This is a genomic window from Psychroserpens jangbogonensis (genome assembly GCF_000797465.1).
GTDB classification, from domain to species: domain Bacteria; phylum Bacteroidota; class Bacteroidia; order Flavobacteriales; family Flavobacteriaceae; genus Psychroserpens; species Psychroserpens jangbogonensis.
The window spans coordinates 832,370-848,585 of the sequence record NZ_JSWG01000009.1 but is presented as its reverse complement, the minus strand read 5'-3'; the positions used below and the strand labels follow the sequence as shown (position 1 = coordinate 848,585).

General features: G+C 32.4%; 13 protein-coding genes. 5 read left to right on the top strand and 8 right to left on the bottom strand.

Translation table 11 applies throughout. The features are described from left to right. Positions 1-96: 96 nt before the first annotated feature. The 5 genes from RH81_RS10770 to RH81_RS10750 form a co-directional block, all read right to left on the bottom strand. Positions 97-2,049 carry a putative porin gene (locus RH81_RS10770; protein WP_033960222.1) on the bottom strand — a complete coding sequence of 651 codons (1,953 nt, stop codon included), beginning with the start codon at positions 2,047-2,049 and terminating at the stop codon, positions 97-99. 129 nt (positions 2,050-2,178) lie between these two features. Beyond that, positions 2,179-3,042: a hypothetical protein gene (locus RH81_RS10765; RefSeq protein WP_033960221.1), complete on the bottom strand. Its 864-nt coding sequence runs from the start codon at positions 3,040-3,042 to the stop codon at positions 2,179-2,181. A 24-nt stretch (positions 3,043-3,066) separates the two neighbouring features. Then, positions 3,067-3,873: a DUF4843 domain-containing protein gene (locus tag RH81_RS10760; protein WP_033960220.1), complete on the bottom strand. Its 807-nt coding sequence runs from the start codon at positions 3,871-3,873 to the stop codon at positions 3,067-3,069. 11 nt (positions 3,874-3,884) lie between these two features. Then, positions 3,885-5,306: a RagB/SusD family nutrient uptake outer membrane protein gene (locus RH81_RS10755; RefSeq protein ID WP_161791984.1), complete on the bottom strand. Its 1,422-nt coding sequence runs from the start codon at positions 5,304-5,306 to the stop codon at positions 3,885-3,887. A 14-nt stretch (positions 5,307-5,320) separates the two neighbouring features. Next, positions 5,321-8,386: a SusC/RagA family TonB-linked outer membrane protein gene (locus RH81_RS10750; protein ID WP_033960218.1), complete on the bottom strand. Its 3,066-nt coding sequence runs from the start codon at positions 8,384-8,386 to the stop codon at positions 5,321-5,323. 203 nt (positions 8,387-8,589) lie between these two features. Here RH81_RS10750 and RH81_RS10745 point away from each other — a divergent pair, with 203 nt between their 5' ends. Genes RH81_RS10745 through RH81_RS10735 form a run of 3 tightly spaced genes read left to right on the top strand, consistent with a single transcriptional unit; the run spans position 8,590 to position 12,746 of the window. Further along, on the top strand, positions 8,590-9,192 hold the full coding sequence (locus RH81_RS10745; RefSeq protein ID WP_033960217.1) for a ribonuclease HII: 603 nt from the start codon (positions 8,590-8,592) through the stop codon (positions 9,190-9,192). A gap of 27 nt (positions 9,193-9,219) precedes the next feature. Further along, positions 9,220-11,652 (top strand): hypothetical protein, encoded by a 2,433-nt coding sequence (locus RH81_RS10740; RefSeq protein ID WP_033960216.1) that lies wholly within the window; start codon positions 9,220-9,222, stop codon positions 11,650-11,652. A gap of 44 nt (positions 11,653-11,696) precedes the next feature. After that, entirely contained in the window at positions 11,697-12,746 is a 1,050-nt protein-coding gene (locus RH81_RS10735) for a nucleoid-associated protein (RefSeq protein WP_033960213.1), read from the top strand. 24 nt (positions 12,747-12,770) lie between these two features. Here RH81_RS10735 and lipB read toward each other — a convergent pair whose 3' ends face one another. From lipB to RH81_RS16775, 3 genes are read right to left on the bottom strand one after another with little or no spacing between them, the layout of a single operon-like run. Next, a complete protein-coding gene (gene lipB, locus RH81_RS10730; protein ID WP_033960211.1) occupies positions 12,771-13,469 on the bottom strand; it encodes a lipoyl(octanoyl) transferase LipB in 699 nt (232 codons plus the stop codon). 3 nt (positions 13,470-13,472) lie between these two features. Further along, positions 13,473-14,261 (bottom strand): hypothetical protein, encoded by a 789-nt coding sequence (locus tag RH81_RS10725; protein ID WP_033960209.1) that lies wholly within the window; start codon positions 14,259-14,261, stop codon positions 13,473-13,475. 45 nt (positions 14,262-14,306) lie between these two features. Beyond that, positions 14,307-14,465 (bottom strand): YqaE/Pmp3 family membrane protein, encoded by a 159-nt coding sequence (locus tag RH81_RS16775; protein WP_081988281.1) that lies wholly within the window; start codon positions 14,463-14,465, stop codon positions 14,307-14,309. Positions 14,466-14,585: 120 nt separating this feature from the next. On the opposite strand from RH81_RS16775, the gene RH81_RS10715 reads away from it, so the two are divergent. Further along, the gene (locus RH81_RS10715) at positions 14,586-15,647 is read left to right on the top strand and encodes a helix-turn-helix domain-containing protein (RefSeq protein WP_033960206.1); all 1,062 of its coding nucleotides are present in this window, start codon (positions 14,586-14,588) and stop codon (positions 15,645-15,647) included. 109 nt (positions 15,648-15,756) lie between these two features. Beyond that, on the top strand, positions 15,757-16,212 hold the full coding sequence (locus RH81_RS10710) for a DUF1573 domain-containing protein (RefSeq protein ID WP_081988279.1): 456 nt from the start codon (positions 15,757-15,759) through the stop codon (positions 16,210-16,212). Positions 16,213-16,216 lie beyond the last annotated feature (4 nt).

Here is a 16,216-nt window from a genome sequence, read left to right as displayed (position 1 = left end):
ATTATCTTCAAACCAAATCAAACCCTAATACATTATATCTTACTTATTATTGTATCTCAGTTTTTAAGATACTATCTTTATTAATTTGAATAAATATTATAAAAAGAAATTCCAAACAAGGCCGAATCGTATAGCAAAATCTCTATAAGGGTAGTTTGGTGAAGAAAAATAATTATAACCTGAGAAAGCTGCGTTAAAATGTTCAGCCTTTAAAAAAATACGTGTTTGCCTTATTTTGGCATTAATAAAGAAATCTAATCTTGGAAAATTTCCAATCTCTGTATCGTTCTGAGCATAGAATTCTGCTAATACTGGATCATAAGCATCCATATTATACCCAGTAAAATAATTAAATGTTATACCGGTCTGAAGAAATAGAGCTTTTTTAAAGAAATGATTAGAATAGTATAATGTATTTCTAGTAATAAAATCAGGAACATTAAATATTTGTTCTCCGTTTAGAACATTTTGATACATTATAGTATTGTCTAAGGCAAATTTTCCATATTTAATTTCTTTAGATACCTTGATTTTAAAATAACTGATTTGCTCTGGGCTTTGAAATGGCTTTACTCCATCAATACCATCAACCTTTCCGAAAAAAGTATAATTGTCAATATTAGTAAAGTCAAATGCAACATTTGCTATTTTAGATGACTCTAAGTCAAAAACAAACTGTCTAGTACTTTCATTTTCAAAAGAATCTACATTATTCCAATTATAATTAATATAGTCACTCTTGTATAACAAATAATTATAATTAGGAGCAGACGATTTTAGAGTTACAGAAGCCTTAACTTTGATGTCATCATTAAACTTATATTTGCCATTTGCGGTAAGCATATTCCCTTCAAAATCTCCACTTATATTAGCTAAAAATTCTCCTGACAAATGAAATTCACCAAACTTCTTATTGTATTTAGCACCTAAAGAAACAGTACTACCTTTAATTCTATTAGGCAATACCTCATTATTTAAAACAGTAACACTATTATAACCATAATTATAATCGGTATAGTCCATGTTTAGTTGAAACTTTCCCAATGTTTTATTATCATAGTTCAAGTATAATCGATTGTAAAAATTTTCAAGTGTAGTTCTATCCACAATAGTGCCTACAAACGCATCTCCAAAGAAATCATTTTCGAGACTCTGATCAAATTGGTAATACTTGTCTTCAAAATAAATAATTTGTCCACCAGTCAAACTATTAGCTATTGAATCAGTTCCTTTACTAATCTTATATTCATGTTCTAGGTAAAAACGTTTTCCTCTTAAAATACTTTCTGCGTTTTCAAATTGAGGATCAAATACTGCTCTATCAATGAACTCTTCATTTCCCGATTCAAAATTTTCAATATCCTCATCTTTAATACCTCCATTTTCTTCATTTAATAAATCTTGAGTAACTATATGTGCTCTTAAATTATATCTATTACTCTTAGTATGATAATTAGTAGTAAATCTAAAATTACCAGTACTAGTTAAGGTGTGCTGATAACTACCAAGCGACCTCAAACCTTTATAAGCAACTGAAAAATTAAATTGTGGAGATGTATTAACAGAAAAAAAAGCGTCTAATACCTGACCTTGTTGAAATGCGGTTTTAAAAAAGAGTTCTGTAAACGGTGTAGGTACATAGTAATAATTAACATCCTCAATCTCCATGTAATTAAAATGACGAGCTCTAGCTCCAAACAAGGGTAAAGCTGAATTATTATCAAAATTTTTACCTAAAGAGTTATAGGTCTGTCCAATATTTGAAAACGATATTAATTCAAAATTATCTTTTCTAAGGTAATTAAACTTATAATCTTTATGGATTGATAAGGTGGTATCGACATAAGTACTATCCCTCTTATGTGAAATGATCATATATTGGTCTATAGTAGCTTTCTCTTTATATAAATCTTCGTTTTTAGTACTTGAACTTGATACACCAGAAGTGTCTAAAGCAGACGTGTTTTGCGCCTGTAGCCTCTTGTCCTTATTTTGAGAATTAGAACTTAAGCCAAACAAGAAAATAAAAAATAAAAAAAGTACTCTCATAATGGTCAAATATACTTTTAATACCAATAAGTAAATCTTAAAAAATTAATAATTTCCAACATAAACAACAAAAAAAAGCGCCTAAGGAAAACCTTAGACGCTTTTTTTATAAAACAAATATATTATATACTATTGTTTTGTAAATGTATAAACAGTTTCCTGTTCTCCAGTACTATCATCACATTGCGCTTCTATATCTTCAACAAATGTTAAACCAAAAGTACTATCATCATCATTGTCATAAGTTGATGGGTTTATAGCTGGACCGAATGAAATAGATCCTCCACAACCAACACCTGATGGGTCAAGAGTTCCATTAGCTAATACATTTCCACAGATCATTCCAAAAGAGAAATCAACTGGTGGATTAGCAAATCCAAAACTAGGGTAACATTTAACGTTGAATCTTCTTTCAGTAGGACTGTCGCCTTCAAATACATTAACTACCACACCAGTTCCTAATGCTGGAGCATTACCTGCAGCAGGAACACCACCAGTAACGAAGTCTATCATATAGTCACCTGTAAAATCAGCTCCTAATGGACAAAATCTAATGATATTTAAGTTAAACTGTACTCTATTTCCTAATTGAGAATCTTCAACTGAAGTTAAGTTTAATTTTAAAGACTTACCTTCTAGAGTAGATGCAGCATAAGGAGCACTTACTGTAATAAAACCAACAATTGAATTTGCTGGTACTTCAAGATTTGACAATAAAGTAAAATCTACACCTTCAACTGCAACAGATGAAGGATCTATAGTATAAGTAAATGTTCTTGCAAAAGATTTAGATTCAGACACACCAACTACCACATCATAAGTAGATGAAGGTGAGTCAGGAGATACTTGCAAAGTTCCAGAATCACCAGGCACGAAATAAGCAACAGATTGTCTGTCATCTAAGAAACTCGTATCATCATCTTTACTGTCACATGATACAAACACAAGTAACGCAGCGATGAAAAGGAGTCTAAAATTGAATATATATTTCATAATTATTATTATTTTAAATTAAAATTATTGAGGTACGTAAGTAGAAACTCCGTTTTCACCGTATCCAGTACATGTCCATGATGTAGTAATAACACCAGTCATTCCATCTACTGAGTTAGTTCCGTTTGGTAAAATATCTCCCCAAGGATCTACTTGACCGATCCAAGAAATATTTCCACAGATATCTGTAACTTCCATATCGAAACTTGTTGGACCTGTTCCATAAGCACCAGAATAAGGACCACCATCATATAAACCTCCTGAGAAATCTTGAATAAAATAAGCACCATTTCCTAAAGGAGCCCATGCCATCATTTGTGTATTCACATCGAAATCTGGTAAGAAATCATGAAAACCATAAGTAGTAGTAACTTCATACATACCACCTAAATCTGATTCACATAATTTAAAGATTCCTAATTCATATGTAGTATCAAATCCAGCTGCAGATGCACCTGAAAGGTTAAGAACAAGTGTAGAACCTGTTTCTAAAGCTCCAGCAAACAATCCATTTATTTCAAATGAACCTACGTATGATCCAGCAGGAATAGTTACAGAATTAGAACCTAAAGTAAATTCAACGCCTTCTACTGCTGTAGAAGCATCAGTATCAACTGATACTGTAAATGTTCTAGCTACTGCACGTGTTGTTGAAGACACAACTTCAATTGAAGTACTTGGATTATCAGAAGTCACAAATAAATTACTTGCTGTTTCTGTAAAATACGTTACCGTACCTTCGTTGTATACTTGTCTGTCATCATCTTCATCACATGAAAACATGAATGTTGATAAGACAACTGCTGTTAATAATAAAATTGTTTTTTTCATAATTTTTTTTTTTAGTAACAAGGGTTTTGAGAAGAAGCAGGATTTACATTAATCTCTGTAACTGGAATAGCCAATTCGAATAAGCAATCTCCAGCTGGTAAGTTTAAGAATAATGGTGGAGTACCCGTACCATCTGCAAGTTGACCTGCATTAGTTCTTTGAATAGATTGACCTTGACGTTTGATATCAAAGAATCTATGACCTTGGAAAGCAAGTTCTAAACGTCTTTCTAACTGAATAGCATCTTTAAGTGCTTGACCTGTTTCTCCTGCAGCAGGAATAACATATCTCTGACTTCTAACTAAATCTAATGCCGCTAAAGCTGGACCATCTTGATTTAAATTAGCTAAAGCTTCAGCTTTATTTAACTGAACTTCCGCAGCTCTTATAACTTTAATATCTACAACTCCTGAACCAGCATTTATTGAGCTAGAATTATGTATAGATACGTGGTTATAAAGAACACCATCAAATGGAGACGTTTCAATGAAAGCTCCAAGTCTTACATCCTGAGGACTATATAAGTTAAAGAAACCAAAGTCAATTACATACTCAGAGAAAATCCCACTTGTTAATGTTTGACTATAAGGAACTGCTGTTGAAACATCAGTATCAGCATCACGATTTATAAGTTTAAATAAAACTCCATCATCACTAGAATCATCCCATAAGCCAGTAAAATTACCAAACTGAGCAACTGAACCAGTCACAGCGTCTGCTGCATCTGAAGCTTGTTGATATTGACCATTGTATAAGTATACTCTAGACAATAAACCATTAATAGCATCCGCATTGAAACGTTCTATACCATTACTACCAGATATTTTTGCGCTTGCAGCAACTAAATCAGCAATTACAGAAGTATAAACTTGCTCAACAGTATTTCTACCTAGAGTCTGACGAATATCAGAACTAAAGTTAAGTGAAATACCTAATGAAGAATTAGCTCCAGCTTCTTGCGTTGGAATCATTCCAAACACATTGTTAATATCAAAATGTGCTAAAGCTCTAGCGGCTAAACATTGTGCTTCGATGTTATCTCTTTGCGCACCAGCAGACAACTTAGAAGTATTTTCTAAGATAAAGTTTGCATGTTGAACAACATCATAAGCATTTACCATGAAATTACCTCTAGTGTTATTCGGATTGTATCTCCACTCAAAAGTAGTTCTCTGAGTTTGTCTTGCATCTAAATTAATGATTAAGTTATCTGCCAATACATCTGGGAAAGACATAAAGTCTGCTCCATAATATGTTGATTCAATCATCATACTATATAGACCATTGACAGCGATCTCAAAATCATTAGCATTATTTAATGCTACATCTACACCCACCGCATTAAACGGGTTAAGATTTAAGTTCTCTTGATCACACGAGCTCATGAATGCCATGGCGAATATCGTGCTTAAAATTATTGTGTATTTTTTCATCTTTTTCATGTTTATTAAAATTGAATATCAAATCCAATAGCTATTGTAGCCGTTGTAGGGTAACTATATAAAGAGAATTCACCTGGAATTGTACCAGAACCTGCAGTTTGAGTTTCACCCGAACCGATACCTACTTCTGGATCACCTTTATATTCAGGAGCGTATGTCCAAAGGTTTGTTCCAGCAGCATAAATTCTAACATTATCTAAAGACATAGCATCAGTAAAACGTTTTGGTAAAGAATAACCAAGTTGTAATGAACGTAATCTGATATAATCACCTTTCTGTAGGAATCTATCTGAAGTTTGTGCAGCATCTGCAGCAAATCCTGCTGAAGATGGTCTTGGTAATACATTTGTGTCTCCTGGGTTTCTCCAGTAGTTAAATGCATCTAATCTTTGGTTACTACCTTCGATACCATCACCATCAGCTAACATATTAGACTCCATAGTGTTATAGATATAGTTTCCAACTTTCCAATAGAAGTTAGCATTTAAATCCCATCCTTTGTATGAAACACTAGTTCCAAAACTACCATCCATATCAGCAAATGGAGATTTACCAGATAAAGCAACTTCATTACCAGCGGCAACATTTGTTACATTACCATCAGTATCCAAGTATAAAGCTTCACCGTTTGCAGGATTAACTCCAGCATAACGAGTTAAAAAGAATGTATTTACTTCTTCACCAACTCTAAGTACTGAAAAGAAATTACCTGTTGAGAATAAATCACTTTCATCAATACCTGGAGTACTTGAATCATCAGTATCTACTAATTTAGTAACTTCATTATCATAAAGGTTTAAGTTAGCATTAACTGTCCATTTGAAATCTTGAGTTCTAATAATATCACCAGCCAATTCAAATTCCCAACCTTTGTTCACCATTTCACCCAAGTTACCTGTTACTGTTGGTCCACCAACTGAAAAAGGTAATTGTTCGTTTAATAGTAAGTCTGAAGTTGTTCTGTTGTAATAATCAACTAAACCTCTTACTCTGTTATTTAATAATCCGAATTCAACACCAATACCATAGTTCGTATTCTGTTCCCATCCTAAGTCTGGATCACCAAAATTTTGTGGTTCAAGAGTAGTCTGTCCGTTATAAGCGAAAAATCCATAAGTAGTAATAGGTTGGTAGTTACCAATTTGGTCATTACCAGAAGTTCCATAAGAAGCTCTTAACTTTAATGTATTTATTGTATTACTCTTAAAGAAAGCTTCATTGTTAATATTCCAAGCAACAGAACCACTATAGAAAGTACCATACTTAGTGTTAGCACCAAATTTAGAAGATCCATCACGTCTTACAGTAGCCGTTGCAATATATCTGTTGTCATAGTTGTAATCTACATTACCTGCTACAGAGAACAAAGCATTTTGAAATCTAGTACCACCAATATTATCAGGAGCAGCTGCTACATCTAATACTGAAGGGCCTCCAACAACGAAACCTGTACCAGAAGCTAAATATGATCTAAAGTCTCTTTTAACAAATTCTGTTAAAGCAGTAAGTTCTAAGTTGTGCTTTTCACCAAATGTATTAGAGTATGTTACCTTGTTTAACCAAGTGTAAGTAAAATCTGCCGATCCACTATCTGTTTTGTCTCCAGTAGGAATTCCAGCATTAATAATTAAATCTAAAGTAGATCCAGGTTGTAAGAAATTCTCTCTTCTAAACTGATCGAAAATACCAGACACTTGAGTTAAGAACTTCACATTATCATGTAATTTAAAATCTAAATACACGTTACCTAAGAATCTATTATTAATTCTAGTAGTTAAGTTTTCTCTAAGTTCACTAGATACAGGATATCCAGCCGAAGTTGGATTCAATACAGGTGCACCATTAGAATCAAATACTACATCACCATTAGCATCTCTTGAATAGAAAGGCTCGTATGGGTTGTAATCGTACATTGCTCTAAATGGGTTTTGCACGTTGTTTCTATCTCTTGGATCTCCTTGCTTAACACCTGAGAAAGCTAAACTTGTCCCAATTGTTAACCATTCTTTTGCATCATAATCAACATTTAAACGTCCAGATGATCTGCTATAACCATCAATATCTCTAACGATACCTGTATCTTCATCATATCCTAAAGAGAAGAAGTAACGCATGCGCTCTTCACCACCTGAAATAGACATAGAGAATGATTGTTGTAAACCATCTTGTAATAAATCTTCTTGCCAATCGTGATCTAAAGCTAGTAAAGCTTGTAATTCAGAGTTAGAAGAAATAGAAGCTCCTGTCCCAATCCCTAATTCTCTTTCATATTGAAGCTTTTGAGCCGAGTTCATCATAGTAAAGTTATCTTTAACTTTTCTACTACGACCTAATCTTGTGCTAATTTTGATAACGGCTTCTTTTCCTTTCTTACCACGTTTTGTAGTAATAAGTACAACACCATTACCACCACGTGCTCCATAGATAGAAGTTGATGCAGCATCTTTCAAGACACTAACAGACTCAACGTCATTAGGATTAATAGCGTTAACGTCATTTTCGTTTACTTGAGCACCATCCACAATATATAGTGGTTGATTACCAGCATTGATCGAACCAATACCACGTACTCTAATAAACGCCGTTTGACCAGGCTTACCATTTTGGGCAGTAACCTGAACACCCGCAGCAACACCTTGAAGCATATTATCTATACTTACTGATGGTGCAATTTTTTGTAAATCTTCAGCGGTAACATTTGATACTGCAGAAGTAAGTTCATCTCTAGATTTAGAACTGAATCCTACTACGACAATTTCTTCAAGGGTTTCAACATCCTCGTCCATTACCATATTCATTGTATTACTGGCAGCAACTAAAGCAGTTACTTCTTTCATACCTATAAATGAAAAAACCAAAGTTTCTCCAGTACTTGCTTTAATGGTATAATTACCATCAAAATCTGTTTGAACTCCTCTTGAAGTCCCTTGTACAATTACATTCACACCAGGCAATGGTAAACCATCTGCGGCCGATGTAACTGTTCCCGTGATCGTTTTCTCTTGTGCAAAAGAAAATTGCATCACAAACGCCATAAAAAGCGTCATTAACCATGTTAACTTTAATTTCATAAAACAATTATTTGAGTTAGTCTAGCGCAAACATCTTAATAATATATTAAATAAACAAGTATTTTTGCCAAAAAAATGTTAACAACCTAACAATTAAAATGTTCATTAAATAATTGCACAACCAATGCTTTTACTGACATTAAGATGCATTAGTTTATAAAAGGTTGCGTTAAAATTTTAACTTTGTCCAAACTTTAACATTATTGAACCTTTTAGCTAACTTTTCAAAATTAGATTTAGAATGCGGAACCGATGAAGCAGGAAGGGGCTGTTTAGCTGGTCCAGTGACCGCTTCTGCTGTTATTTTACCTAGTGATTTTGCAAATAATTTATTAAACGATTCAAAGCTACTTTCAGAAAAAAAAAGATTGCATCTAAAACCTATAATAGAAGCAGAAGCTATTTCATTTGCTGTTGATCATGTCTTTGAAGACGAAATTGATAAGATCAATATTTTAAACGCTTCCATTTTGGCAATGCATAAATCCATAGAAAAACTAAAGCAACAACCTAATTTTATAATTGTTGATGGAAATAGGTTTAAGCCATTTCATTCAATTCCATATCAAACTATAATCAAAGGAGACAGCAAATATCTTTCAATCGCAGCGGCTTCAGTACTGGCCAAAACTTACAGAGATGCCTACATGGCTAAAATTCATGAAGAATTCCCGATGTACAATTGGATAAAAAACAAAGGTTATCCTACTAAAGAACACAGACTGGCAATAAAAAAATATGGAGCTACTAAATACCATAGGAAATCTTTTAGATTATTGCCCGAACAATTAAATTTAGAACTGTAACTTTTTATATTTGTAAAAACCTTTTCAATGAAAAACATTTGGTTACTAATCGTTTTGTGCGTTTTAACTTTAGGTTGTCAGAGTGATAAAAAAACAGCAGCAGACCTTTTTAGTTGCATTCCCGAAAATTCTTCAGTAATTATAAAAACTAATTCCTTAGAAAGTTTAAAAAGTGCAATAAATTCAAATTCTTTAATCCAAGAACTACTTAATTATTCTCAAATTGAGAGTTTCAACAAACAATTAAAACCAATTTCATTCCTTAAACCAGAAAGTGAATGCTTCATTACGTTGTCTAAAGACCAAAATGACAGCATAGAAATTAGTTTCATCACAAATTTCAAGACTTCAATATTTGAATTGGATTCGATTCCGAATATAATCTCTGAAAAATTTACTTCAAACAACAAAACCATTTTAAAAACCGAAATAGACAACTCCATCTTCTACTCCACTATCAATGACAGTATTTTATTTATTTCGAATAGACTAAAATTGGCAGAAGCTTCTTTTGAACAAAAAGAAGTCGATCTTGAATTAAAAAAATTGCTCACCGTTTCTAACAAAAACAAATCACTTTCGGTATTAATCAATCTTAAGCAAAATGCATTTAATCCATTACACTTTAAAAATCCTGAATTAAATGCCGTTCAATTCTCAAATTATCTCCTTCTAGATGGTGATATTTCACAAAATGACATCGTTTTAAACGGAATCACAAAGGCGAGCGACTCGACTAAGAGTTTAATAAACATCTTTAAGAATAGTATTCCACAAGAGAATAAAATAGCGAACGTAATTCCATATGACAGTGACTATTTCCTAAGTTTCACGTTTAGCGACATAACCGTTTTTGAAGAACAATTACTAAAACGCAATCCTAACGATTCTATACTACCAGACATATATCCATTTGAAACTATAGTAGAAAGCGGTTTTGTTGAAAAAGACAATAAGAGAGCAATCATTCTTCAATCTATTGACGCAACATCAACTCTAGAAGATTTATCATTAAGTAATAATTCGACATATAGATCCGTTGATATTTATAATTGGGATGAATCTGAATTAATAAACAAATTGTTTTCACCTTTAATACCTGAAACAAACATTTCTTACTTTGCTAACATTGAAGACTTTTTCATTTTGACAGAAGATGTAGATTTCTTAGAAACAATTATTGCAAATTTTCAAAATAACACAACACTTTCTGAAACTAGTCGATTTAAAGACATGATGCTAAATCTGAGTGATGAATCCTCAGTGTTTATTTATACCAATGAAAAAGATCTCAACACTATTTTAAATTTGAATTTTAATGACGACAAAAACTTAAATTTAAAAGATTACAAAACCTCCGCGATACAATACATTTACGATACAGATTTTGCACATGTTAATGCTATTTTTAAAACGAATAAATCAAGAGCTAGAAACAATACAGTTGCTGAAGATTTAAACATTTCACTAGATGCTAGTATTTTAAATGAACTTCAACTCGTAAACAACCATACCAACAATCAAAAAGATATAGCTATCCAAGACGTAAATAATAACCTCTACCTCATTTCTAACCAAGGGAAAATATTTTGGAAAAAACAACTTGACGACAAAATACTTGGTAAAATCGAACAGATTGACATGTATAAAAACGGTCGATTACAGTTAGTATTTGCTACTCCAAAGAGAGTCTATGTATTGGATAGAAACGGAAGAGACGTTTCTTCTTTTCCTCTTAAATTTAATGACAAAATCACACAACCTCTATCTGTTTTTGACTACGATAATAAAAGAAAATACCGATTGATGGTTACCCAAGGCAAAAACATTTTAATGTACGATCAAAAGGGTAAAGTTGTAAGTGGGTTTACATATAAATCTGGAAAAAACATTATTGCAACACAGCCAAAACATTTCAGAATTTCCAGAAAAGACTATATCATATTTGCCGATGGTAACACTATGGAAGTTTTAGATCGTGTAGGTAAAAGAAGAGTTAACGTTAAAGAATCAATCGATTTTTCAGGAAATGAAATATTTCTTTATAAAAATAATTTTACCACTAGTAATTCATCTGGAGAATTGTTGGAAGTAAACCAAAAAGGAAATGTGAATCACAAAAATCTAAATCTTAGCGAGAAACATTCCATTACCACTACTAGTAAAACTTTAGTCGCATTATCAGATAATAAACTGACGATAAAAACCAATACTATTAATTTAGATTTTGGAGATTACACACCACCAAAAATATTTTATATCAATGATAAAATATATGTAAGTGTCACAGATTTACAAGCAAAAAAGGTATATGTTTTCGACAGTCAGGCAAAACCAATAAACAACTTCCCTGTATATGGAAATTCATCAATTGAAATGGATGATATCGATAATGATAATTCTATAGAAGTTATTGTGAAAGGTGACGACAATTCTATCATTATTTACGAAATAAATTAAACAAAAATCACATCTTTACTTAAGTAAAACGACAAAAATTCAGCATGATTAAACGTACTAAAGCCTCAATTTCAAAATGTATTCTTCACAAAGTTGGTAACAAATTTAATAGCACCAAAAATGCGTTTTCTGAAAAAGAACTTGAGTTTGACGAGATGAGCTACGATCTTATTTTACCATATCTTTTACGTCCTTTTAGCAACTTAGCTGAAACCTATCGTTTTAATCACCATTCTAATGTTGAACTCAATGAAATTAACAGTTATGCGTCACAATTATTAAATGATGATTCAAATTTTATAGAAACATCTAAACATATTGTCATGCATTTATTTGAACAATCAAATTCTGCTCAAATAAAAACTGGAGATGTCATTATTTGTAAAATTCATGATTTACAATATGAAGACTATGAAACTGATGCAATTGGCATTTTTAAAGTTGAAAATAAATCGCACTTTTTTCAGACTTATCTAGAGAACAATAGCTACGACCTTATTACACAAAAAGGCATCGCTACAAAAAAGGTAGACAAGGGTTGTTTAATCCTAACTGCGGCAGATGGTGAAGGTAAAATAGTATTAAGCGTTGACCACAATAATTATGACTCACAATATTGGATAAAAGGCTTTTTAAATGTAAAATATCCTGATGATTCTAATGAACATACTAAGAATTATATCGAGATGTGTCGTGAGTTTTCAAAGGAGGTAATGCAGCCTCAATTTGGCGGACAAGAACAAAGTAATTTCTTAGCAAAAACAGTCGATTTTTTTAAAGAAAATGAGATTGTAAATATTGAAACATTTAAAGAAGATGTTTTCGAAAAAGAAGATACAATTCAACTATTTGAAGACTACAAAAAAGTCTATGAAAGTGACCATAACATTTTGATTAGAAACCAATTTGATGTCTCTGAAATTGTACTAAAAAAACAGAAGCAGAAAATTAAAACTGAAATCAAATTAGATACCAATATTCAAATAAAACTGGATGTAGATGCACCTGATGCTTCCGCCGAATACCTAGAACGAGGTTACGACGAAGACAAGAAAATGCACTTCTACAAAGTGTTTTTTAATGAGGAAGCTTAGGTGAGTCACAAAAGGAAGGGCTAACTAAAAAAACTCCGCTTCAAATAGCACTTTAAAATGCTTTAAAAGCTTTTTCTTTACTTCAGCCTCATCTACCTTATCAACTCCTAATTCAACATTGAGAGACGTCACAGCTTTACCTCTAATACCACAAGGAATGATATTATCAAAATATCCTAAATCGGCATTTACATTTAGAGCAAAACCATGCATTGTTACCCAACGGCTAGCGCGAACTCCTAAAGCACATATTTTACGAGCAAATGGTGTTCCAACATCCAACCAAACACCTGTTTCTCCAGGACTGCGTTCGGTTTTTAAACCGTATTCGGCTAAAGTAAGAATAATCATTTCTTCTAAAAACCTGAGATATTTATGTATGTCTGTAAAGAAGTTATCTAAATCCAATATTGGATACCCAACTATTTGTCCAGGGCCATGATACGTAATATCTCCACCTCTATTTATCTTATAAAACGTTGCTCCTTTTTGAACCAGTTGCTCTTCTGATAACAACAAATTTGAAACATCACCACTCTTACCTAAAGTATAGACATGAGGATGTTCTACAAACAGAAAATAATTATCCGTTTGTAGGTTTAAACTTTCTCTTCTATTTCTGATTTTAGTATCTAGAATCCCTTTAAAGAGTTGTTCCTGATAATCCCAAGTATCTTTAAAATCTTTGGTGCCTAAATCTTGTAATTCTATGCTTTTATTCAAGGTCTAATCTTCTAAAATTACATCTAAAGTCATCGTTTCAGGTGACTTTATCATGTCTATAAAATTCGCTTTTAAAGTAACTGTTTTTCCATCTTCACTTATGACAGCGTTCTCATTAGTAACAGACTTAACCGCTTTTGGAAAACGATATAAAAGTGTATAACTCATTGATCCGAACATGTCTTTAGCTTCTCCCATATCTGAAACCTCTTTATCTAAAGCTTCAATATCTTCAGACGATTGTTTGTAATCCTTTTTTAAGGATCTAGAGAATGTCTTTCCATCGTATGAAAAATCAACATATTCAAACATATTCTCAGATGCTCTAGAAACTGCACTTTCGTCCATTTTAGAATACTGAGCATTATCTTTAGAGTTCAACTGTTTTGCTTGTTCTATTTTTTCTAAGACTTCAGGAAGCTCATCAAGACTGGTGAATGAAGACCCAAATCCAAAATCAAAAACACCATTAGCCTCATCCATATGCATTTTCATAACAACACTTTCTAAAGATTTTAATAGTTCTTGTTCTTCAACTGGTAATGTTGCAATACTATCGGCTTTTTCGACAAGCATATCTTTAAAATAAACAACACTATCTAGCTTAACTTGCTCTTTTCCTTCTTTATTTTGTCCACCACCCATTTCTTGCTCCATCTTTTTCATAACTTCACTCATATCGTAACGCATAAGGAATTCACCAGAGCCATCTTCATTAAAAGTGATCTCTTCAGTAAAATTACAACTGGTTAAAATTGAAAGACTAAAAAGCAAGAGTATAATACGTTTCATATCTTAAAAATTAAGTTGATAAATATGAAAACAAAGATACGTAATTTATCGTTCAGGATTGTTTAAAATAACTAGGGCTGCAATGACGCCTGGAACCCAACCGCAAAGCCATAATAAGAAGACAATAAAAATAGAACCACACCCTTTCCCTATAACAGCTAAAGGTGGACAGATAATAGCGAGAAGAACTCTCCAGAAACTCATAATATTAATTTTGATGATTGATGATGTAACTATCTGACGTCTTCTTTATTAATTTGTTACACTGAAATAATTATAGTTAAGTACATTTTCTATTAAAAGAAATTATAGTAGTTTAGTGCTGTGAGATATTTAACAGTATTAGCTGCTCTTGTTTTCTTCGGAAACTCTATGAATGCTCAACATCATTTTGATGGTTACATCGATAATGAACGTTGGCAAAGTGACGTGTATTTATCCGTAATTGAAGACTACCGAACGCTTCAAGGTATTAATGATGAACAAATTATCACCAAGGTCGCTTCAGACACATCTGGCTATTTTCAGTTTAAAGGGAATCAATTAGAGACACAACAAAAAATTTACAAACTACACGTTGACAATTGTGAGACTTACAATCAAGGCAGCAATCATTTTGATGGTCATTGTGCAGATAGTAGAGACATTCTTTTTATTGCTAAAAGCACTGATAGCATCACTTTCCCGCTATCCTTTGAAGCACAAATGTTTTGCGATATCATCTCTAACAACCCTAAAACCGCATCTTTTATAAAAATAGATTCATTAAAAGAAGAAATGAAGTTCGCTTATACCGAATTCAGAAGCAAGGCTAATAGAGACTTAAACAACAAAAAATGGTTTAAAACGCTCCAAGATTTTGGTCAAGATCTTAACGAACCACTTGCCGAACTCTATATTTATGCCTTTTTATCAGATAGAAGTAATCAGTTTCATAATTACTATCTCGAAGATTTAAAGACTAACACCTATTACGATGAATTATTAGAGCGATTACAGAACAACTATCCAAATTCATCTTATACAATACAATACAAAGCTGAATTGAATTCAGATAAATATATCATGTCTCCTTCGGCAGAAAAGAAATCAATTTTAAATTGGACCAATTTAGTCATCGGATTATTAATTGCATCTGTATTATTAAACCTTTGGTTTGTGTTTTCGGCTAAAAAAAGAAAGCTAAAAAAACATACCAAAGCTAAAGAACAATTGACCAAGCAAGAACAAAATGTTTTAGACCTTTTACTAGAAGATAATACCAATAAAGACATTGCAGAAGCTCTTTTTGTAAGTGTTAGTACTGTAAAAACACATGTAAACAACGTGTATAAGAAACTTAACGTTAATTCTAGAGATGAGCTAAAGCTACTGTTTAATAGCTAGTTACAAAATTCAACCTAAGGACTAGTACTCATTTCCAACCCCAAACAACCCTCTTTTTTTATTTCAAACCATGATGTTTGTGATCGTATTAATCAAAAAACGAACACTTATGAAACATCAAGTATGTATTAAAAAACGAAACAAATCAAATCACCTCATCTCAGCAGTAAGCTTATTATGTATTATGCTTTTTAGTTGTATTAATTTCGGACAAGAACTAGATTCTAGTGAGGACCTTGGTGTCTTCCATTTTGAAGAAGAGGTTATCGATTATGGTAGCATAGCCCAAAATGATAATGGCGTTAGAACTTTTAAGTTCACAAACAGAGGACGTGCTCCAATTGTTATTTCAAAAGTAAAAACAACTTGCGGATGTACCGTTCCGACTTACCCAAAAAAAGCCATATTACCTGGTGAATCTGGAACTATTGATATCAAGTATGCAACAAACCGAGTTGGTACATTCTCAAAATCAATAACGGTTATTTCAAATGCAGATAACGGTCAGAAAAAATTACGAATTAAAGGAAATGTCATTGCTAAACCTAAAGCATCTGTAAATTAAAAGT